Source organism: Rhodococcus sp. 3258 (genome assembly GCF_031456475.1).
In the GTDB taxonomy this organism is placed as follows: Bacteria; Actinomycetota; Actinomycetes; order Mycobacteriales; family Mycobacteriaceae; genus Rhodococcoides; species Rhodococcoides fascians.
Window position 1 is genome coordinate 162,192 of the sequence record NZ_JAVDUT010000007.1, and the last position, 18,042, is coordinate 180,233.

The window sequence follows — 18,042 nt, forward strand, 5'->3', positions numbered from 1 at the left end:
CCCCGGTGACCGCAACGATGCCGAGCATTCCCTCCGCCCTTCCTGCCGCCACTCCGGAATCGGTGGATGCCGCCATGGTGCTTCCCGAAAATCGGTACCTGAACCGGGAATTGAGCTGGTTGGATTTCAACTCCCGCGTTCTCGCGCTCGCAGAGGACTCGTCCCTGCCGCTACTCGAGCGTGCCAAGTTCCTGGCCATCTACGCGTCCAATCTGGACGAGTTCTACATGGTTCGCGTCGCAGGGCTCAAACGCCGCGACGAGACCGGACTGTCGGTTCGATCGGCCGATGGCATGACCCCGCGCGAGCAGCTCGCGGTCATCGGGCAGCGCACTCAGGAGCTCGCTCTCAAACACGCCCGAGTACTGCTCGATTCGATCCTGCCCGAGCTCACGGCCGAGGGCATCGCAATCATCCGGTGGTCCGATCTCGACAGCGACGAGCGTGCGCGTCTGTCCGACTATTTCACCGAACAGGTCTTCCCGGTCCTCACCCCGCTGGCCGTCGACCCGGCGCACCCCTTCCCGTACATCAGCGGCCTGAGCCTGAATCTCGCTGTGACGGTGAAGGATTACTCCACAACCGGCGAGCACTTCGCCCGCGTGAAGGTACCCGACAACGTCGACCGATTCGTGCGCGTCAAGCGCGGTGAGGGGAGCCATCGCATCGACGCCTTCCTGTCGATGGAGGAATTGATCTCGGCGCACCTCGACGTGTTGTTCCCCGGCATGGAGGTGGTCGAGAGCCACGCGTTCCGCATTACTCGCAACGCCGATTTCGAGGTCGAAGAGGACCGCGACGAGGATCTCCTGCAGGCACTCGAACGAGAGCTGGCGCGTAGGCGTTTCGGTTCTCCCGTCCGCCTCGAGATCGCCGACGATATGACCGAGCACATGCTCGAACTGTTGCTACGTGAACTCGACGTCGATCCGGGCGACGTCATTCAGGTTCCCGGTCTGCTCGATCTGTCGTGCCTGTGGCAGGTCTACAGCGTCGACCGCCCCAATCTCAAGGACGCTCCCTTCGTCCCGGCAACACATCCGGCGTTCGGTGAGCGCGAAACCCCGAAGAGCGTGTTCTCGACGCTTCGCGACGGCGACGTTCTGGTGCATCACCCGTACGACTCGTTCTCCACCAGCGTGCAGCGCTTCATCGAACAAGCTGCGGCCGACCCACAGGTCCTCGCGATCAAGCAAACTCTGTACCGCACCTCGGGTGACTCACCGATCGTCAACGCACTCGTCGACGCGGCCGGGGCCGGCAAGCAGGTGGTTGCACTCGTCGAGATCAAGGCACGATTCGACGAGCAGGCGAACATCGAGTGGGCACGCAAGCTCGAAAAGGCCGGGGTGCACGTGGTCTACGGCCTCGTCGGGTTGAAGACTCACTGCAAGACCTGCCTCGTCGTCCGCCGAGAAGGTTCGGTCATCCGCCGGTACTGCCATATCGGCACGGGCAACTACAACCCGAAGACGGCGCGTATCTACGAGGACGTCGGGTTGCTCACGTCGTCGCCCGAAATCGGTGCGGACCTCACCGACCTGTTCAACTCGCTCACCGGATACTCGCGAAAGTCCAAGTACCGCAATCTCCTCGTGGCCCCGTACGGCGTGCGACGCGGCATCGTCGAGCGCATCGAAGCAGAAGTCGAGCACCTCAAGGCGGGCCGCGCAGCCGGAATTCGCCTCAAGGCCAACGCTCTTGTCGACGAGCAGGTGATCGACGCGCTGTACCGCGCATCGGTCGCCGGGGTCCCCGTCAAGGTGGTCGTACGCGGGATCTGCGCGCTCAAGCCGGGCGTACCGGGCCTGTCGGAGAACATCGAAGTTCGGTCCATTCTCGGCAGGTTCCTCGAACACTCACGGGTTCTGCATTTCCAGGGTGCCGACGAATTCTGGATCGGCAGCGCCGACATGATGCACCGAAACCTCGACCGGCGAGTGGAAGTGATGGCCCAGGTCAAGGATCCGAAGCTGACCAAGCAACTCGGTGACATCTTCGACTCGGCTCTCGACCCCACCACCCGCTGCTGGGAACTGGGGCCGGACGGTGGCTGGGTCGCGTCGCCTGCGCAAGGCGAAAGTGTCCGAGAACACCAGGTGGAATTGATGCGCAGCCGGAGGAATCAGGCGTCCTGATGGGCACTTCCGATGGCTCCCCCCGCGCCAACATCTTCGCGGCCGGATCGATTCTGTGGCGACGATCGCCGGAGAACGACTCGGTGGTGGAAGTAGCTCTGGTACACAGGCCGAAGTACGACGACTGGTCTTTTCCCAAGGGAAAGCTCGATCCCGGGGAGACAGCGGTCGACGCGGCTGTCCGAGAAGTCAAGGAGGAGACGGGCTTCGACTCGACTCTCGGACGGTCGCTGTCCTACGTCACCTACCCGATTCCCGGCCACCGTCGCATGAAGAAGGTGCTCTACTGGGCTGCCGAGGCAACCGGCGGAGAATTCGTCCCGAACGACGAAGTGGACGAACTCCGTTGGATCGCACCCGACAAGATCGGCGGCGAACTCTCGTATCCCATGGACCACAAGATTCTTCGACGATTCGTCGCCAAGCCGGCCGCTACGTCCACCGTGCTGCTGGTCCGGCACGGCAGTGCCGGCTCGCGGTCGCGATACAAGGGCAACGACGCCGATCGCCCCCTCGACAAGACCGGTAGACGTCAGGCCGAGGCACTCGTCTCACTGCTGGGCGCGTTCGGCGGTGACTCGGTGTATGCGGCCGACCGCGTCCGGTGCGAACAGACGGTCGCGCCGTTTGCCGAATCACTGGGCGTGCAGGTCGAACCGGAGCATCTGCTGTCCGAGGAGGGGTACGCCGAGGACCCCCGAAAGGGCCGCCACCGGGCTCGCGACATCGCCGAGTCCATGAGCACACCGGTGATCTGCAGCCAAGGCAAGGTGATCCCCGATCTCATGCGATGGTGGGCCGACAAGGACGGCATCACGTTGCCTGCCAACAGAAATCGAAAAGGGAGCGTGTGGGTGCTCTCGCGCCACGACGGTCGGCTCGTCGCGGCCGACCACATCGCCAGCCCGCTACCGAACCTGGTCGCCGACGACTGAGTCGCATCCGAGGATCCTCGGATCACGAACACGGCAGAAGGCCCCGACCGAAATTTCGGTCGGGGCCTTCTGTGGAGTGCGAGAACGGCCCGGTCCTGGATGACCGGTGCCGGTCGAGCGCTACTTCTTTGCAGCGCGCTTCGCGGGTGCCTTCTTGGCCGGAGCCTTCTTGGCGGGGGCCTTCTTGGCGACGGTCTTCTTGGCCGCTGTCTTGGCCGGAGCCTTCTTGGCAGGGGCCGTAGTGGTTGCGGCCTTGCGTGCGGTCGTCTTGGCCGGAGCCTTCTTGGCAGCAGCCGTCGTGGTCTTGCGTGCGGTTGTCTTTGCGGGAGCTGCCTTCTTGGCGGCGGTCTTTGCGGGAGCTGCCTTCTTGGCGGCAGTCTTCGCCGGAGCCGCCTTCTTGGCTGCCGCGGTGGTGGCCTTGCGGGCGGTCGTCTTCACCGCTGCCTTCTTGGCGGCCGTCTTCTTCGCTGCCGCAGTCTTCTTGGCCGGAGCTGCTGCCGAACCGCGCTTGACGGCAGGTCCGGTTGCGGGCAGCTTCTGTCCACCGGCGATGACGGCCTTGAACTGCGCGCCCGGACGGAATGCCGGTACGTTGGTCGGCTTGACGCGAACGGTCTCACCGGTGCGGGGGTTACGGGCGACACGCGCCGCGCGACGACGCTGCTCGAACACGCCGAAGCCCGTGATCGTGACACTTTCGCCGCGGTGGACCGCGCGCACGATGGTGTCGACGATGTTCTCGACAGCCTCTGTGGCGCTCCGCCTGTCAGACCCCAACTTCTCGGTCAGGGCGTCAATCAGCTCTGCCTTGTTCATGGATTTCCTCCGCTATATTGTGGCCCATCGTCGGACCGACTACTACAACGGTAAACCCCAAGTCGTCAAGAGTCTATGCGCCACGCCAATTTTCATTTCGGTGTCGCGGAATGCTTCACGGCCGCAAAGCGTGTCGGACCCCCCTCCGTCAGCTTTTCGAAGGCTCCTCGATCCTTGCCGGAAGGGTGAGGGGTTTGTATGAAGGCCTTGACTTTTCGTACTCCGTAATGGCCTCTACCTGGCGTAATGTCAGTCCGATGTCGTCCAGACCCTCCAGCAGACGCCACCGCGTGTAGTCGTCAATCGCGAAGCGCACCACCAAGGTTCCAGCCGTGACCGTCTTGTCGACGAGGTCCACGACGAGCTCCAGACCGGGCTGTTCTTCTAAGGCTTTCCACAGCAATTCGACGTCCGATTGCTCGACCTCGGCCGCCACCAACCCGGCCTTGCCCATGTTTCCGCGGAAGATATCGGCGAATCTGGATGCGATGACGACCCTGAAACCGAAGTCCGACAGCGCCCAGACAGCGTGCTCGCGTGACGATCCCGTGCCGAAGTCCGGCCCGGCCACGAGAACCGATCCGCGGTCGTAGGGCGCGAGGTTCAAGATGAAGTTCGGATCGGATCGCCAACCGGCGAACAATCCGTCCTCGAATCCGGTGCGAGTCACTCGCTTGAGATAGACCGCCGGAATGATCTGGTCGGTGTCGACATTGGACCGCCGGAGCGGAACGCCGATGCCTTTGTGTCGAGTGAAAGCTTCCATCGAAATTTCTCCTGTGAGTTCGATCGATCCGGTCGGAGGGCTCGCTGCTACGCGAGATCCGCCGGAGAGGACAGGGTTCCGCGAACTGCAGTGGCCGCCGCAACCAGAGGCGACACGAGGTGAGTGCGACCACCCTTGCCCTGACGCCCCTCGAAATTGCGGTTGGACGTGGACGCCGAACGCTCTCCCGAGGTGAGCTGATCGGGGTTCATTCCCAGACACATCGAGCAGCCGGCCTGCCGCCACTCGGCCCCTGCTGCGGTGAAGATCTCACCGAGTCCTTCCTCTTCGGCCTGCGCGCGCACCCGCATCGACCCGGGTACCACCAGCATTCGCACGCCGTCTGCGACGCGGCGACCCTCGAGGACGGACGCCACCGCACGCAGATCCTCGATGCGGCCGTTGGTGCAGGAGCCGACGAACACGGTGTCGACGGAGATCTCGCGGATCGGTGTACCGGCTTCGAGACCCATGTACTGCAAGGCCTTCTGGGCCGATACGCGCTCGCCTTCGTCGAGCATTGCCTCGGGATCGGGCACGGCATCGCCCAACGGAGCACCTTGACCCGGGTTCGTTCCCCAGGTGACGAACGGCGTCAGAGTGCTCGCATCGATGTGTACCTCGTTGTCGAACACTGCATCCGGGTCGGTTGCCAGTTCGTTCCAGGCGGCCACCGCCGCATCCCACTCCGCCCCCTGGGGCGCATGCGGCCGTCCCTTCAGGTATTCGTACGTGATCTCGTCGGGTGCGATCATGCCCGCGCGCGCCCCGGCCTCGATCGACATGTTGCAGATGGTCATTCGGGCTTCCATCGACAACTTGCGGATGGCCTCACCGCGATATTCGAGCACGTATCCCTGACCGCCGCCGGTACCGATCTTGGCGATCACCGCGAGAATCAGATCCTTGCTCGTCACACCGGGAGCCAGTTCTCCGTCGACGGTGATGGCCATGGTCTTGAACGGTCGCAGAGACAGAGTCTGGGTGGCCATCACATGCTCGACCTCGCTGGTGCCGATTCCCATTGCGATCGAACCGAATGCACCGTGCGTCGAGGTGTGGCTGTCTCCGCACACGATGGTCATACCCGGCTGGGTCAGACCGAGCTGCGGGCCGATGATGTGGACGATGCCCTGATCGAGATCTCCCATCGGGTACAACCGAACTCCGAATTCCTCGCAGTTGCTGCGAAGAGTATCGACCTGGGTGCGTGAGACGAGATCTGCGATCGGCGCGAAGATGTCGGCCGTCGGGACGTTGTGATCCTCCGTTGCGATCGTCAGGTCCGGGCGACGAAGCTCGCGGCCGGCCAAACGCAGACCGTCGAATGCCTGGGGGCTGGTGACCTCGTGTACGAGGTGCAGATCGATGTAGATCAGATCCGGCTCACGTGCACCGCCTTCTCCCCCACCGGGGACGACCACATGTTGGTCCCACACCTTCTCCGCCAGCGTCTTCGGCGCTTGTGCTACGGACGCATCGGATTTCGTCGTTTCGGACATCGCTGTCGCAGACCTCGTCTTCCCTGTCGTCGCGCCGGCGGACGGGCTGGTCCACCTCGCGTGATCGTCTCGACATCGTCCCCCGCGGCACGCTGGACTTCTCGCGGTTGTGCAATCTCAGCATTCGGGAGGCTAATATCGTTCTATGAGACAGCATAGCCTGAGCGGCGCCGTCGACAAATCGAGCGGTATCGGTGTCCTCGACAAGGCCATGGCCGTGTTGCATGCAGTGGCCGAGACACCCTGCACTCTCAACGACCTGTGTGCCCGCACAGCGCTCCCCCGCGCCACTGCGCATCGGCTCGCGGTCGGACTCGAAACCCACCGCCTCCTCGTGCGCGATTCCGACGGATTGTGGCGCACCGGTCCGGGGCTGGGGGAATTGGCGGCGAGCGCGTCGGATGCGCTGCTCGACGCCGCAGCATCTGTACTGCCTCGGCTTCGCGAAATCACCGGAGAGAGCGTGCAGATCTACCGCCGCGAGGGGACCGTTCGCGTCTGTGTCGCATCCATGGAGCCCCCGACCGGTCTCCGAGATACCGTGCTCGTCGGGGCCCGGCTACCCATGACAGCCGGCTCCGGTGCGAAAGTTCTTCTGGCGTGGGCAGATTCGCAGACTCAACGCACAGTGCTGCCGGACGCCGAATTCGGCGAACGGGTGCTGCTGGAGATCCGCAGGCGAGGGTGGGCGCAGAGCGCAGGTGAACGTGAGCCGGGGGTCGCGAGCGTCTCGGCTCCCGTTCGCGACAGCAACGACACTGTCGTGGCAGCGATCTCGGTGTCCGGCCCGATCGACCGCATCGGACGCAAGCCGGGCGCACGCTGGGCGGCAGACCTGCTCGCCGCCGCCGACGCGCTGCACAAGCGCCTCTGAGCGCCGAACCGAGGCCGATCGAGCGGCACCCCACCAAAAACCGGCTGATGAGGCCGCAGAAGTGGAGTACGTTCGTCTCGAACGGCCCACCCGGCCGGTCGCCGACTGCAAGGAGTGCCCCATGTCAGAATCCGGCAGCGAAGAGTTGAAGAAGAAGTTCCGCGAGGTTCTCGAACAGAAGAACAGCAAATCGCACAATTCCGTCGACCACAAGGACGGTGGCCCCAAGGTGAACAATGCCCACGGTCCGGCCGATCACCAGAAGATGTTCCGCCGCAAGAGCGTCTGACGCGAAGCGACACCACCGCGCGACAGCAACGACGGTCACACCGAAACGACAGCACCCCCTCGATCCGGAGATCGAGGGGGTGCTGTCTTCGTAGCCCCGACGGGATTCGAACCCGCGCTACCGCCTTGAGAGGGCGGCGTCCTAGGCCGCTAGACGACGGGGCCAGGAACTTCACCTGCATTGTTGACGCTGTATCGAACACGTGATGCTGAGGTAGCTTAACTGCCTCGGCATCGGCGGCAAAATCGCCGCTCACCTGCTCGCTGGGGTACCAGGACTCGAACCTAGAATGGCGGTACCAGAAACCGCTGTGTTGCCAATTACACCATACCCCAATGGACTTGAATCGAAGTGCGCATCCGATCGATGTGCACTGCGTTTCGAGCCGGGATAGAGACTATCAAAGGTCACTACCCATTCTCCAAATCGGCTGCTCAGAGCCCTGATAACGGCCCTCGACCGCCCGCGAGGCCCGCTCGGACACCATCGCGTGAACGCAGAACCCGCGCATCGTCGGCCGCAGAGCATGCAGCAGACTTCTGTGTCGTGAGCGTTCTCGAACTTCGCAGACGCCGATGAAGGTGCTGCTCGTTCCCCAGGGCAACCGGGCCGTACTGATCCGCCTCGACGAGGACGGTTCCCCGTCCGGCGGCAGTTCCCCTGCCGAGGAGGTCACCGACGATCTGGTGGGCTCCGTGGCCGCTGTCGAGCGAGAGCACGCTCCCCGTTGGGTGTGGGAGGACACGAGCCGCATCTACCCGCGACTGCTCGACGGAGGGGTGCGGGTCCGGCGCTGCCACGATCTCGCCCTCGTCGGTGCCATTCTGGCGATGCGAACGGGGCGCACCACGACACCGTCCACACCCGCAGACCTTCGACCCGGGTTGTTCGACGCCGACCCGCATGCCGATCCGGTGGCAGTGCTCGCCGACTACCGCCGTCAGAGCGAGGAGATCGGTGACGATCGGGCGCTGCAGCTGTTGGCGGCCGCCGAGTCGGCCGGAGGTCTGGCCGCGGCGGAGATGACCTTCGACGGATTGCCGTTCTCGGCCGCTGCGCATCGGCGGCACCTCGACGCGGCGCTCGGTGCGAGGCCGGTCGACGGATCGACTCCTCCTGCGTTGGTGAAGCTCGAGAACGAGATCTCGTCGGCGTTCGGGCGCCGCGTGAACCCCGGTTCACCCGCAGAGGTGGTCGCCGCGTTCGCGCGCGCCGGTATCGAGCTCACATCCACTCGAGCACACGTGATCCGAGACATCGACCATCCTGCGGTGCCGCTGTTGCTTCGCCACCGAGATCTGTCGAAACTGCACAGCACCAACGGGTGGACGTGGCTGGACGCGTGGGTTCGCGGAGATCGTTTCCGGCCGGTCTACGTGCCAGGGGCCGTCGTCTCCGGTCGCTGGGCGAGCCGGGGCGGTGGGGGTCTGCAGATCCCGAAACCGCTGCGCGCCAGCGTGGTCGCCGACTCGGGGTACACCTTCGTCGCCGCCGACGCCGGCCAGCTCGAGCCCCGCATTCTCGCCGCGATGTCGGGTGACCCACGCATGGTCGCCGCTGCGGGAACAGCGGATCTCTACGCCCCCGTCGCGGCCGAGTCGTTCGACGGTGATCGTGCGCACGCCAAGGTCGCTGTTCTCGGAGTGCTGTACGGCGCGACGTCGGGTGAGGCTCGTGCGTTGCTGACCCGCCTACGCGCCAGATTCCCCGACGCGGTGGCGGTCGTGGAAGAGGCGGCGCGGGCCGGTGAGCGGGGGGAGGTGGTCCGGTCGTGGCTGGGCCGAGCGTGCCCTCCCCCTACGCCGCAATGGTGGTCCACCGGTGACGCCCACGCGCGTGGCCGATTCACGCGCAACTTCGTGGTGCAGGCGACCGCAGCCGAGTGGGCGCTGTGCCTGTTGGCAGATCTGCGCGGGCGATTGCGGTCGAGCAGAAGTGAGTTGGTGTTCTTTCAGCACGACGAAGTAGTCGTGCATTGTCCACTCGGAGACGCACCGTGGGTGTCCGAGGCCGTTGCGGCGGCGGCAGAGTCGGCTACGCGTCTGATGTTCGGCGACACGGCAGTGCTCTTCCCGATGGAGACCAGGATCGACCGCTTCTACGGTGCCCCGGCTGCCGAGCCGGAGTTCGGGCCGGAGTCCGACTGAGCGCTCGGTGGGTCCTCGAACGTCACGTCTATTTCCTCGAACGCAGTACTGCGCTGCGCTTCTGCCTGTCCGGTGTAGGTGAGTTTGTCACCTTCGGTCAGGTCGACGTCGTCGGTGAACGGGGCCAGAAGGGCCCGCGGGAACAGCCTGTCGACACGAACCACGTTGATCTCGATGCAGATCACGATCGATACCGAGGTCACGTACAGAAAGGCCAACAGCCCGAGCACGACCGCAAAGACACCGTTCGTCACCGTCGCACTTGCAGCGACGTACTTCACGTACACACCGCCGAAGGTCTGCAGCAGCTGCCACGTCAAACCGGCTGCTATGGCTCCCGGGAGTACCTGTCCGATCGACACCGCTCGCACTGTGGCGAGCCGAAACGCAACGACGAACACCCCGACGTACAGCAGCGTTCCGATCACGAACACGACGAGACCGGATTCCGGGCCGAAATATCCTGCAGCACTGAGCACATTGAGTGCGGTGATCGCCAGTACCGCCAGACCCACGGTGCTCAGCAAACCCAATCCCCGCACTCGGGCTCGAATGGGATCGGGCCGAAGATTCTTCGGTACGGCCCATGCGGTGTTCATCGCGTTCTGCAACGCAACGGACACGCCGAGTCCGCCGTAGAGCGACCCGAGGATACCCACCGTCAGACCGACAGTGCCGCCACCTATCCGTTCGGGACGCCCCAGTTCTTCCCCGATCGCCGGGATCTGACCGAGTGCAGAGTTCAGGATCTGTTGTTGCAGCTCCGGGTTGCCCATCAACACGATGCCCAGAATCACGGAGAAGAGCAGCAGCGCAGGAAAGAGCGAGACGAATGCGTAGTACGTGATCAGCGCGGCCAGGTAACCACCCTGATCGTCGACGAACTTGTAGACCACCGCAATCGGAAATCCGAGAACCGGACGCCTGCGCTGCAGTCGATCCAGTCGGTCGGCGACGCTCATGTGCGAAAGTCTCCGACCGACCTCGACGGCCGACGTCGCACCGCCGTCACGCGATAAGGGTACGTGCGGCGGTCAGACGAGCGAGGGTCCTCTCGCGGCCGAGAAGTTCCATGGACTCGTACAGCGGCGGGCTGATGTGGGAGCCGGTGACTCCCACCCGAACCGGCGCGAAGGCCTTGCGGGGCTTGAGTTCCATCTTCTCGATGAGCGCGTCCTTGAGGGCGACTTCCAGCTCGGCCGTCGACCAATCCGTCACTGCGGTCAGTGCTTCGATGGCGGCGTCGAGTACCGGTGCCGCGTCTGCGCCGAGATTCTTGGCCGCCGCTGCAGGATCGATCTCGAACTCCGCGTCGTCGACGAAGAGGAACTTCAGCAGGCCCCACGCATCCGACAGCACGACGATGCGCGTCTGCACCAGATCCGCCGCGACAGCGAACATCTTCTCGTCGACCGGCTCGGTGAGATGCCCTCGAGCAACGAGGAATTCGCGTAACCGTGCCGCGAAGTCGTCTGCAGCCAACATCCTGATGTGCTCGGCGTTGATCGCGTCGGCCTTCTTCTGGTCGAAGCGCGCAGGGTTGGAATTGACCGACGAGATCTCGAACGCCGCCACCATCTCGTCGAGCGAGAACACGTCGTGATCGTCGGAGATGCCCCACCCGAGAAGCGCCAGGTAGTTCAGCAGCCCCTCCGGGACGAAGCCTCGGTCGCGGTGGATGAACAGGTTCGATTCGGGGTCACGCTTGGACAGCTTCTTGTTGCCCTGGCCCATCACGAACGGCAGATGTCCGAACTCCGGGGTGCGGTCGGCCACACCGATTCGGATCAGGGCCTCGTACAGTGCGAGCTGTCGAGGCGTCGACGACAACAGGTCCTCGCCGCGCAGCACGTGCGTGATCTTCATCAGTGCGTCGTCGACCGGATTGACCAACGTGTACAGCGGAACTCCGTTGCCGCGAGTCAAGGCGAAGTCCGGTACGGTCCCCGCCTTGAACGTGGTCTCGCCGCGTACGAGGTCGTTCCACGTCAGATCGTGATCGGGCATGCGCAGCCGCACGACGGCCCCACGTCCCTCGTCGAGGAATCCCTGCCGCTGCTCCGGCGTCAGGTCGCGGTCGAAGTTGTCGTAGCCGAGCTTGGGGTCACGCCCGGCGGCCTTGTGCCTCGCTTCGACTTCCTCGGGCGTCGAGAACGACTCGTAGGCTTCGCCGGCATCGAGCAGTTGCTGTACGACAGCCACATGCTGGTCGCGTCGCTGCGACTGGCGGTAGGGCTCGTAGGGACCGCCCACCTCGGGGCCCTCGTCCCAATCCAGACCGAGCCATCGCAGCGCGTCGAGCAACGCTGCGTAGGACTCCTCGGAATCGCGAGCGGCGTCGGTGTCCTCGATCCGAAAGACGAAGGTGCCGCCGTGATGTCGCGCGAACGCCCAGTTGAACAGGGCGGTGCGGACCAGACCGACGTGCGGTGTGCCGGTGGGCGACGGGCAGAACCGAACGCGGACATCTGCTGCTGTGGTCATCGTTGTCCTACTTCTTCGCTGCGACTGGGTTGGTCAAGGTACCGATTCCCTCGACGGTGATCGACACACTGTCTCCGTCGGTGATGGGGCCGACACCCTCGGGCGTTCCGGTCAGAATGACGTCTCCGGGCAGCAGGGTCATCACTGCGGACACCCACTCGATGATCTTCGGAATATCGTGCAGTAGAAGCGAAGTACGACTCTGCTGCTTGACGACGCCGTCGACCTCGGTCTTGATCTCGAGGTCCGAAGGATCGAGGGACGTCTCGATCCACGGCCCGAGGGGGCAGAACGTGTCGTGCCCCTTCGCCCGGGTCCACTGCCCGTCGTGCTTCTGATGGTCGCGTGCCGAGACGTCGTTGGCGACGGTGTATCCGAGCACCACGTCGTACGCCTTGGAGGCGGGCACGTCCTTGCACGGACGACCGATCACGATGGCGAGTTCGCCTTCGTAGTGCACCTCGTTCGACGACGGAGGCAGCACGATGGCCGCACCCGGACCGACGATGGAGGTGTTCGGCTTGATGAAAATGACGGGAGTCTCCGGCGCTTCACCACCCATCTCGGCGGCGTGCGCGGCGTAGTTCTTACCGATGGCGATCACCTTGCTGGCGAGGATCGGTGCGAGCAGTCGCACGTCGGCCAGTGGCCACGATCGACCCGTGAACGTCGGTGTGCCGAAAGGATGTTCGGCAATTTCCTTGGCCGTCCGGGCATCCCCCTCACCTTCGATACTCACGAATGCCACACCATCAGGACTTGCAATTCGACCGAGACGCATGTCGAAAGTCTATCGACCGCCATTCTTCGCACGCCGATGCCGTCCGGTCCGTCGATCTTTCGCCGGTGTAATGTTTCGATCTGCATCCAGATAGCAAGATTATGTGTTCACATAGTGAGACGAGAGGCCGGAATGAGCGCCACGAAGCAGCTGTCCAGTATCGGCGAGACGCGACGGTGGTTCATGCTCGTGCTCGGGATGCTCGCGCAGACTGCCGGTGCCGTCTTCATCAACGGTGCTGCATTTCTCATTCCGGCCCTGCACGACGACCGGGGACTCGGACTTGCGACTGCAGGATTCGTGGTTGCGATGCCCACCGTGGGCATCATGCTGACCCTCATCGCATGGGGCGTGCTCGTCGACCGCATCGGCGAACGTCTCGTTCTGGTGATCGGGCTCGGGCTCACCGCTGCCGCGAGCCTGGCTGCTGTGGTCAGCACGTCCATTCCGGCGCTCGCCGCCCTGCTGTTGATCGGCGGTATGTCTGCGGCCAGCGCGAACAGCGCGAGCGGACGCGTCGTGGTGGGGTGGTTTCCGCCGCACCGTCGTGGGCTGGCCATGGGCATCAGACAGATGTCGGTTCCCCTCGGCGTGGCCGTCGCGGCACTGACCATCCCGCCTGTCGCACGTGACCACGGCGTCGGCGCGGCCCTGCTCGTGCCCGCTGCCGTCTGCGCTGCGAGCGCTCTGCTGTGCCTGGCCGTGGTCGACCCTCCCCGTCCGAATCGCACCGATGCGGCGGCGCAGGGTCTGCTCGACAATCCGTACCGCAACAGCAGCCAACTGTGGCGCATTCACGCCACGTCCATCCTGTTGGTGGTGCCGCAGTACGTGGTGTGGACGTATGCGCTCGTGTGGCTGATGACCGACCGAGGCTGGACGGCCGCGGCCGCGGGTGTCCTCGTCACGCTGACCCAGATTCTCGGCGCACTGGGTCGGATGAGCGTGGGCGCGCTGTCCGATCGTGTCGGTAGCCGCATGCGGCCTTTGCGGTGGGTGGCCGTGACGGCCGCCGCCAGCATGCTCGGGCTCGGCATCGCCGACTGGTTCGACTCCCCCGCCGCCATCGTCCTGCTCGTCGTCGCGTCCGTCGCCACCGTTGCCCCGAACGGCCTCGCGTTCACTGCTGTCGCGGAAATCTCGGGACCGTATTGGAGCGGACGCGCTCTCGGGGTACAGAACACGAGTCAGTACGTGTTCGCCTCGGCTGTGCCGCCGGTGTTCGGGGCGATCGCGGCCATCAGCTTCCCCGTGGCGTTCCTGGTGTCGGCGGTCTTTCCCGCGCTCTCCGTACCGATCGTGCCCGACGATCCGGCACCCGAGCCCACGGACGAGACGTCCGGCGCCGGTGCAGACCGCGCCCGCTGACGTGCCCAAGGGGTGACCTGCCCGTGATACACGACATGCCACGGTGGGCTGTCGGCCCACCGTGGCATGTCGTGGCGTGAGAGTTACAGGCGAGCGGCGATCCGAGCGCCGATCTCTTTCGTCGACGCGGCCGTGGTTCCCCGCTCGGCGAGATCCGCTGCGACAGCGGCTTCTACTCGCGCGGCCCCCGCCGCGTCGCCGAGATGATCGAGTAGCAAGGACACCGACAGGATGGCAGCGGTCGGATCGGCCTTCTGCTGTCCCGCGATGTCGGGCGCACTACCGTGCACCGGCTCGAACATGCTGGGGTTGGTACCGGTGGCGTCGATGTTTCCACTTGCGGCCAAACCGATTCCGCCGGTGACGGCAGCCGAGAGGTCGGTCACGATGTCGCCGAACAGATTGTCGGTGACGATCACGTCGAACCGGCCGGGATCGGTGACGAGGTGAATCATCGCGGCATCGATGTGCTGATACGCGACCTCGACGTCCGGGAAGTCCGCCGAGACTGCCTCGACCGTGCGGGCCCACAGGCCACCGGCGAACGTGAGCACGTTGGTCTTGTGCAACAGCGTCAGGTGCTTCCTGCGGGTCAGCGCCCGCTCGAAACCGTTGCGCACCACGCGCTCCACGCCGTAACGAGTGTTGACGCTGACCTCGGTGGCCACCTCGTGCGGCGTGCCGACGCGCAGCGCACCACCGTTTCCGGTGTACGGACCCTCGGTACCCTCCCGAACGACGACGACATCGATCTGCTTGTCCCCGGCCAGCGGACCGACCACGCCCGGGTACAACTTGGCCGGCCGCAGATTGATGTGGTGATCGAGCTCGAATCGCGCCCGCAGCAACAGCCCACGCTCGAGCACACCACTGGGCACCGACGGATCGCCGATGGCTCCCAACAGAATTGCGTCGTGCTCACGCAGTTCTGCCAACACCGAATCCGGCAGCAACTCTCCGGTGGCGTTGTAACGCCGCGCCCCGAGGTCGTACTCGGTCTTCTCGGCTCCGGGTGCGACCACGTCGAGAACGGCAAGCGCTTCGGCGACGACCTCCGGTCCGATTCCGTCCCCGGCGATGACGGCCAGCTTCATTTCACTCCTCGTAGTTCGTGTCGGTCCGATCGGCTGCGAGCGATCAGGACAGGTCGACCAGCTCGATGGTGGAGGCACCCACAGCGGTGGCGATGCTCGCGCTGAGCTCTGCCGGAACGTCCTTGTCGACGCGCAGCAGAATGGTGGCACCGTCGCCCTCGGAGTCCTGGCTCAGTGCTGCGGCCTGGATGTCGATTCCGGCGTCGCCGAGCAGAGTGCCGATTCGACCCAGGCTGCCGGGCTGATCCGCGTAGTTGACGATGAGGTTCTTGCCCTCGGCGCGGAGGTCGAAGTTGCGGCCGTTGATGTTGACGATCTTCTCGACCTGCGAGGTGCCCGTCAGAGTGCCGGCAACGTTGAGGACCGATCCGTCACCGTAGACGGCGCGAATGTCGACGACACTGCGGTGGTTCTCGCTCTCGGGAGCGGTGGTCACTTCTGCTGTGACACCGCGCTCCTCGGCGAGCGACGGAGCGTTGACGAACGTGACCGAATCCTCGATGACGGCCGAGAACAGTCCGCGCAACGCGGACAGTTTCAGGATCTGCACGTCCTCGCTCGCGAGTTCGCCGCGAACGTCCACCGACAACGAGGTGGGAAGCTCGTCGGACAGGGCTCCGAGCAGCACACCCTGCTTACGCACGATTTCGAGCCACGGCGATACCTCTTCGCCGACGGCCCCACCCTTGACGTTGACCGCGTCGGGCACGAATTCGCCTGCGAGAGCCAGCAATACGGACTTGGCCACATCGGTGCCCGCTCGGTCCTGCGCTTCGGTGGTCGATGCCCCGAGGTGGGGAGTGACGACGACCTGCGGCAGCTCGAACAACGGGCTGTCGGTGCACGGCTCGGAGGCGTAGACGTCGATGCCCGCGGCGAACACGTGACCGGAGGTGATGGCGTCGGCCAGTGCCTGCTCGTCGACCAGTCCACCGCGTGCGGCGTTGACGACGATGACCCCGGGCTTGGTCTTGGCGAGGGCTTCCTTGCCGATGATGCCCTTGGTCTCCGGCGTCTTCGGCAGGTGCACCGAGAACATGTCGGCCCGCTCGAGCAGCTCGTCCAGGCTCACCAGTTCGATACCGAGCTGCGCCGCGCGCGCTGCCGAGACGTAGGGGTCGTACGCGATGATGTGGGTCTCGAACGCGGCCAGACGCTGCGCGAACAGCTGGCCGATACGGCCGAGTCCGACGACGCCGACGGTCTTGCCGAAGATCTCGACACCGTTGAACTTGCTGCGCTTCCACTCGTGCTGACGCAGAGTGGCGTCGGCAGCGGGGATCTGGCGCGCGGCCGCGAGAAGCAACGTCACCGCATGCTCGGCGGCCGTGTGGATGTTGGAGGTCGGTGCGTTGACGACGAGGACGCCGCGCTCGGTGGCTGCGGGTACGTCGACGTTGTCCAGGCCGACACCGGCGCGGGCGACGATCTTGAGGTTGGTCCCGGCAGCGAGCACCTCGGCGTCGACCGTGGTCGCGGACCGCACGAGAATGGCGTCGGCCTCGGGAACTGCAGCGAGCAACGCGGGGCGATCCGGACCGTCGACCCAGCGAACCTCGACGCCGTCGCCCAGTGCCTCGACGGTGGACGGCGCAAGTTTGTCGGCGATCAGAACGACAGGACGGCCTGGCTGGCTCACGTGAAAAACTCCCTATATCGGTTCGAGACGTGGTCGGAAAAATTCGGCGGGCTGTGCAGCACGAACAGTTTAGAGGTCCGAGACGTCACACGGTGACGCCACCGGACTCACGCACCGAAGGGCACCCCCGGCAATCCAGGGGTGCCCTTCGATCAGATTGCGTGACAACGCGATTCGATGAGAATCAGGCCGTCTCGGTGATCGGGCGGTCGACCCAGCTCATGAGGTCGCGCAGCTTCTTGCCGGTGACCTCGATGGGGTGCTCGGCGTTGGCCTTGCGCAGGCCTTCGAGCTCGGTGTTGCCGTTCTCGACGTTGGCGACGAGGCGACGGGTGAATTCGCCCGACTGGATGTCGGCCAGGATGGCCTTCATGCGCTCCTTGGTGCCTGCGTCGATGACGCGCGGTCCGGAGAGGTACCCACCGAACTCCGCGGTGTCGGACACCGAGTAGTTCATGCGGGCGATGCCGCCCTCGTACATGAGGTCGACGATGAGCTTGAGCTCGTGTAGCACCTCGAAGTACGCCATCTCGGGTGCGTAGCCGGCCTCGACCATGACCTCGAAGCCCGTCTTGACGAGTTCTTCGGTGCCGCCGCACAGCACGGCCTGCTCACCGAACAGGTCGGTCTCGGTCTCTTCCTTGAACGTGGTCTTGATGACGCCTGCGCGGGTGCCGCCGATGCCCTTGGCCCACGACAGCGCGAGGGCCTGGCCCTCACCCTTCGGGTCCTGGTCGATGGCGATGAGCGCGGGAACACCCTTGCCGTCGACGAACTGACGACGCACGAGGTGGCCGGGGCCCTTGGGGGCAACCATGCCGACGGTCACGAACTCCGGAGCCTTGATCAGGTCGAAGTGAATGTTGAGGCCGTGGCCGAAGAACAGCGCGTCGCCGTCCTTCAGGTTGGGCTCGATCTCCTCGGAGAAGATCTTGGCCTGAGCGGTATCGGGTGCGAGCACCATGATCACGTCGGCCCACTCGGACACCTCTGCGGGAGTTCCGACCTTCAGGCCCTGCTCCTCCGCCTTGGCGCGGGACTTCGAGCCTGCCGCCAGGCCGATGCGAACATCGACGCCGGAGTCGCGCAGGCTGAGCGAGTGCGCGTGGCCCTGGCTTCCGTAGCCGATCACAGCGACCTTGCGGCCCTGGATGATCGACAGATCAGCATCGTCGTCGTAGAACATCTCGACTGCCACTGGTTGTTACC

15 protein-coding genes and 2 tRNA genes are annotated in these 18,042 nt (G+C 64.8%); 6 read left to right on the forward strand and 11 right to left on the reverse strand.

Features of this window, described 5'->3' with window-relative positions; translation table 11 throughout:
* The first annotated feature begins 17 nt into the window (after positions 1 to 17).
* Both J2X62_RS20615 and J2X62_RS20620 read left to right on the forward strand, forming a co-directional pair.
* On the forward strand, positions 18 to 2,138 hold the full coding sequence (locus tag J2X62_RS20615) for an RNA degradosome polyphosphate kinase (protein ID WP_228139401.1): 2,121 nt from the start codon (positions 18 to 20) through the stop codon (positions 2,136 to 2,138).
* Positions 2,138 to 3,073 carry an NUDIX hydrolase gene (locus J2X62_RS20620; protein WP_027496656.1) on the forward strand — a complete coding sequence of 312 codons (936 nt, stop codon included), beginning with the start codon at positions 2,138 to 2,140 and terminating at the stop codon, positions 3,071 to 3,073. The genes J2X62_RS20615 and J2X62_RS20620 overlap by 1 nt, the downstream gene beginning before the upstream one ends.
* Positions 3,074 to 3,193: 120 nt before the next feature.
* Here J2X62_RS20620 and J2X62_RS20625 read toward each other — a convergent pair whose 3' ends face one another.
* The 3 genes from J2X62_RS20625 to leuC all read right to left on the reverse strand — a co-directional run bounded on the left by J2X62_RS20625 (position 3,194) and on the right by leuC (position 6,157).
* The gene (locus tag J2X62_RS20625) at positions 3,194 to 3,889 is read right to left on the reverse strand and encodes an HU family DNA-binding protein (RefSeq protein WP_027496655.1); all 696 of its coding nucleotides are present in this window, start codon (positions 3,887 to 3,889) and stop codon (positions 3,194 to 3,196) included.
* A gap of 148 nt (positions 3,890 to 4,037) precedes the next feature.
* Positions 4,038 to 4,655, reverse strand: a complete 618-nt coding sequence (gene leuD, locus J2X62_RS20630; protein WP_032366380.1) for a 3-isopropylmalate dehydratase small subunit — start codon at positions 4,653 to 4,655, stop codon at positions 4,038 to 4,040.
* 47 nt (positions 4,656 to 4,702) lie between these two features.
* Positions 4,703 to 6,157 (reverse strand): 3-isopropylmalate dehydratase large subunit, encoded by a 1,455-nt coding sequence (leuC, locus tag J2X62_RS20635; protein ID WP_310183039.1) that lies wholly within the window; start codon positions 6,155 to 6,157, stop codon positions 4,703 to 4,705.
* Positions 6,158 to 6,302: 145 nt separating this feature from the next.
* On the opposite strand from leuC, the gene J2X62_RS20640 reads away from it, so the two are divergent.
* On the forward strand, positions 6,303 to 7,031 hold the full coding sequence (locus tag J2X62_RS20640; protein WP_032366378.1) for an IclR family transcriptional regulator: 729 nt from the start codon (positions 6,303 to 6,305) through the stop codon (positions 7,029 to 7,031).
* A gap of 121 nt (positions 7,032 to 7,152) precedes the next feature.
* Positions 7,153 to 7,320 carry a DUF5302 domain-containing protein gene (locus J2X62_RS20645; RefSeq protein WP_158514274.1) on the forward strand — a complete coding sequence of 56 codons (168 nt, stop codon included), beginning with the start codon at positions 7,153 to 7,155 and terminating at the stop codon, positions 7,318 to 7,320.
* Positions 7,321 to 7,411: 91 nt separating this feature from the next.
* Here the strand turns inward: J2X62_RS20645 and J2X62_RS20650 are convergent.
* Positions 7,412 to 7,484: transfer RNA gene (locus J2X62_RS20650), tRNA-Glu, on the reverse strand.
* 99 nt (positions 7,485 to 7,583) lie between these two features.
* Positions 7,584 to 7,655, reverse strand: a tRNA-Gln gene (locus tag J2X62_RS20655).
* Between the two features lie 240 nt (positions 7,656 to 7,895).
* On the opposite strand from J2X62_RS20655, the gene J2X62_RS20660 reads away from it, so the two are divergent.
* Positions 7,896 to 9,467, forward strand: a complete 1,572-nt coding sequence (locus tag J2X62_RS20660; RefSeq protein ID WP_310183044.1) for a bifunctional 3'-5' exonuclease/DNA polymerase — start codon at positions 7,896 to 7,898, stop codon at positions 9,465 to 9,467.
* Here J2X62_RS20660 and J2X62_RS20665 read toward each other — a convergent pair.
* Genes J2X62_RS20665 through J2X62_RS20675 form a run of 3 tightly spaced genes read right to left on the reverse strand, consistent with a single transcriptional unit; the run spans position 9,419 to position 12,732 of the window.
* Positions 9,419 to 10,429: a YihY/virulence factor BrkB family protein gene (locus tag J2X62_RS20665; protein WP_032366375.1), complete on the reverse strand. Its 1,011-nt coding sequence runs from the start codon at positions 10,427 to 10,429 to the stop codon at positions 9,419 to 9,421. The genes J2X62_RS20660 and J2X62_RS20665 overlap by 49 nt on opposite strands.
* 46 nt (positions 10,430 to 10,475) lie before the next feature.
* The gene (gltX, locus tag J2X62_RS20670; protein ID WP_032372644.1) at positions 10,476 to 11,951 is read right to left on the reverse strand and encodes a glutamate--tRNA ligase; all 1,476 of its coding nucleotides are present in this window, start codon (positions 11,949 to 11,951) and stop codon (positions 10,476 to 10,478) included.
* A 7-nt stretch (positions 11,952 to 11,958) separates the two neighbouring features.
* Complete coding sequence (locus J2X62_RS20675; RefSeq protein WP_027496648.1) at positions 11,959 to 12,732, reverse strand: fumarylacetoacetate hydrolase family protein; 774 nt, start codon at positions 12,730 to 12,732, stop codon at positions 11,959 to 11,961.
* Between the two features lie 132 nt (positions 12,733 to 12,864).
* Here J2X62_RS20675 and J2X62_RS20680 point away from each other — a divergent pair, with 132 nt between their 5' ends.
* A complete protein-coding gene (locus J2X62_RS20680; protein WP_032366583.1) occupies positions 12,865 to 14,100 on the forward strand; it encodes an MFS transporter in 1,236 nt (411 codons plus the stop codon).
* Positions 14,101 to 14,183: 83 nt separating this feature from the next.
* Here J2X62_RS20680 and J2X62_RS20685 read toward each other — a convergent pair whose 3' ends face one another.
* The 3 genes from J2X62_RS20685 to ilvC all read right to left on the reverse strand — a co-directional run bounded on the left by J2X62_RS20685 (position 14,184) and on the right by ilvC (position 18,019).
* Positions 14,184 to 15,194 (reverse strand): 3-isopropylmalate dehydrogenase, encoded by a 1,011-nt coding sequence (locus J2X62_RS20685; RefSeq protein ID WP_310183051.1) that lies wholly within the window; start codon positions 15,192 to 15,194, stop codon positions 14,184 to 14,186.
* Between the two features lie 43 nt (positions 15,195 to 15,237).
* The gene (gene serA / locus J2X62_RS20690) at positions 15,238 to 16,833 is read right to left on the reverse strand and encodes a phosphoglycerate dehydrogenase (RefSeq protein ID WP_027496645.1); all 1,596 of its coding nucleotides are present in this window, start codon (positions 16,831 to 16,833) and stop codon (positions 15,238 to 15,240) included.
* 184 nt (positions 16,834 to 17,017) lie between these two features.
* Positions 17,018 to 18,019 (reverse strand): ketol-acid reductoisomerase, encoded by a 1,002-nt coding sequence (gene ilvC, locus J2X62_RS20695; RefSeq protein WP_170944858.1) that lies wholly within the window; start codon positions 18,017 to 18,019, stop codon positions 17,018 to 17,020.
* Between the last annotated feature and the right edge of the window lie 23 nt (positions 18,020 to 18,042).

Bases quoted from the DNA above. Each gene is read 5' to 3' on its own strand.
- J2X62_RS20615 (WP_228139401.1), top strand. From the start codon at position 18: ATGCCGAGCATTCCCTCCGCCCTTCCTGCCGCCACTCCGGAATCGGTG.
- J2X62_RS20665 (WP_032366375.1), bottom strand. From the start codon at position 10,429: ATGAGCGTCGCCGACCGACTGGATCGACTGCAGCGCAGGCGTCCGGTT.
- J2X62_RS20680 (WP_032366583.1), top strand. From the start codon at position 12,865: ATGAGCGCCACGAAGCAGCTGTCCAGTATCGGCGAGACGCGACGGTGG.
- J2X62_RS20645 (WP_158514274.1), top strand. From the start codon at position 7,153: ATGTCAGAATCCGGCAGCGAAGAGTTGAAGAAGAAGTTCCGCGAGGTT.
- J2X62_RS20640 (WP_032366378.1), top strand. From the start codon at position 6,303: ATGAGACAGCATAGCCTGAGCGGCGCCGTCGACAAATCGAGCGGTATC.
- leuD (WP_032366380.1), bottom strand. From the start codon at position 4,655: ATGGAAGCTTTCACTCGACACAAAGGCATCGGCGTTCCGCTCCGGCGG.
- J2X62_RS20660 (WP_310183044.1), top strand. From the start codon at position 7,896: ATGAAGGTGCTGCTCGTTCCCCAGGGCAACCGGGCCGTACTGATCCGC.
- J2X62_RS20620 (WP_027496656.1), top strand. From the start codon at position 2,138: ATGGGCACTTCCGATGGCTCCCCCCGCGCCAACATCTTCGCGGCCGGA.
- J2X62_RS20675 (WP_027496648.1), bottom strand. From the start codon at position 12,732: ATGCGTCTCGGTCGAATTGCAAGTCCTGATGGTGTGGCATTCGTGAGT.
- J2X62_RS20685 (WP_310183051.1), bottom strand. From the start codon at position 15,194: ATGAAGCTGGCCGTCATCGCCGGGGACGGAATCGGACCGGAGGTCGTC.
- gltX (WP_032372644.1), bottom strand. From the start codon at position 11,951: ATGACCACAGCAGCAGATGTCCGCGTTCGGTTCTGCCCGTCGCCCACC.
- leuC (WP_310183039.1), bottom strand. From the start codon at position 6,157: ATGTCCGAAACGACGAAATCCGATGCGTCCGTAGCACAAGCGCCGAAG.
- J2X62_RS20625 (WP_027496655.1), bottom strand. From the start codon at position 3,889: ATGAACAAGGCAGAGCTGATTGACGCCCTGACCGAGAAGTTGGGGTCT.
- ilvC (WP_170944858.1), bottom strand. From the start codon at position 18,019: ATGTTCTACGACGACGATGCTGATCTGTCGATCATCCAGGGCCGCAAG.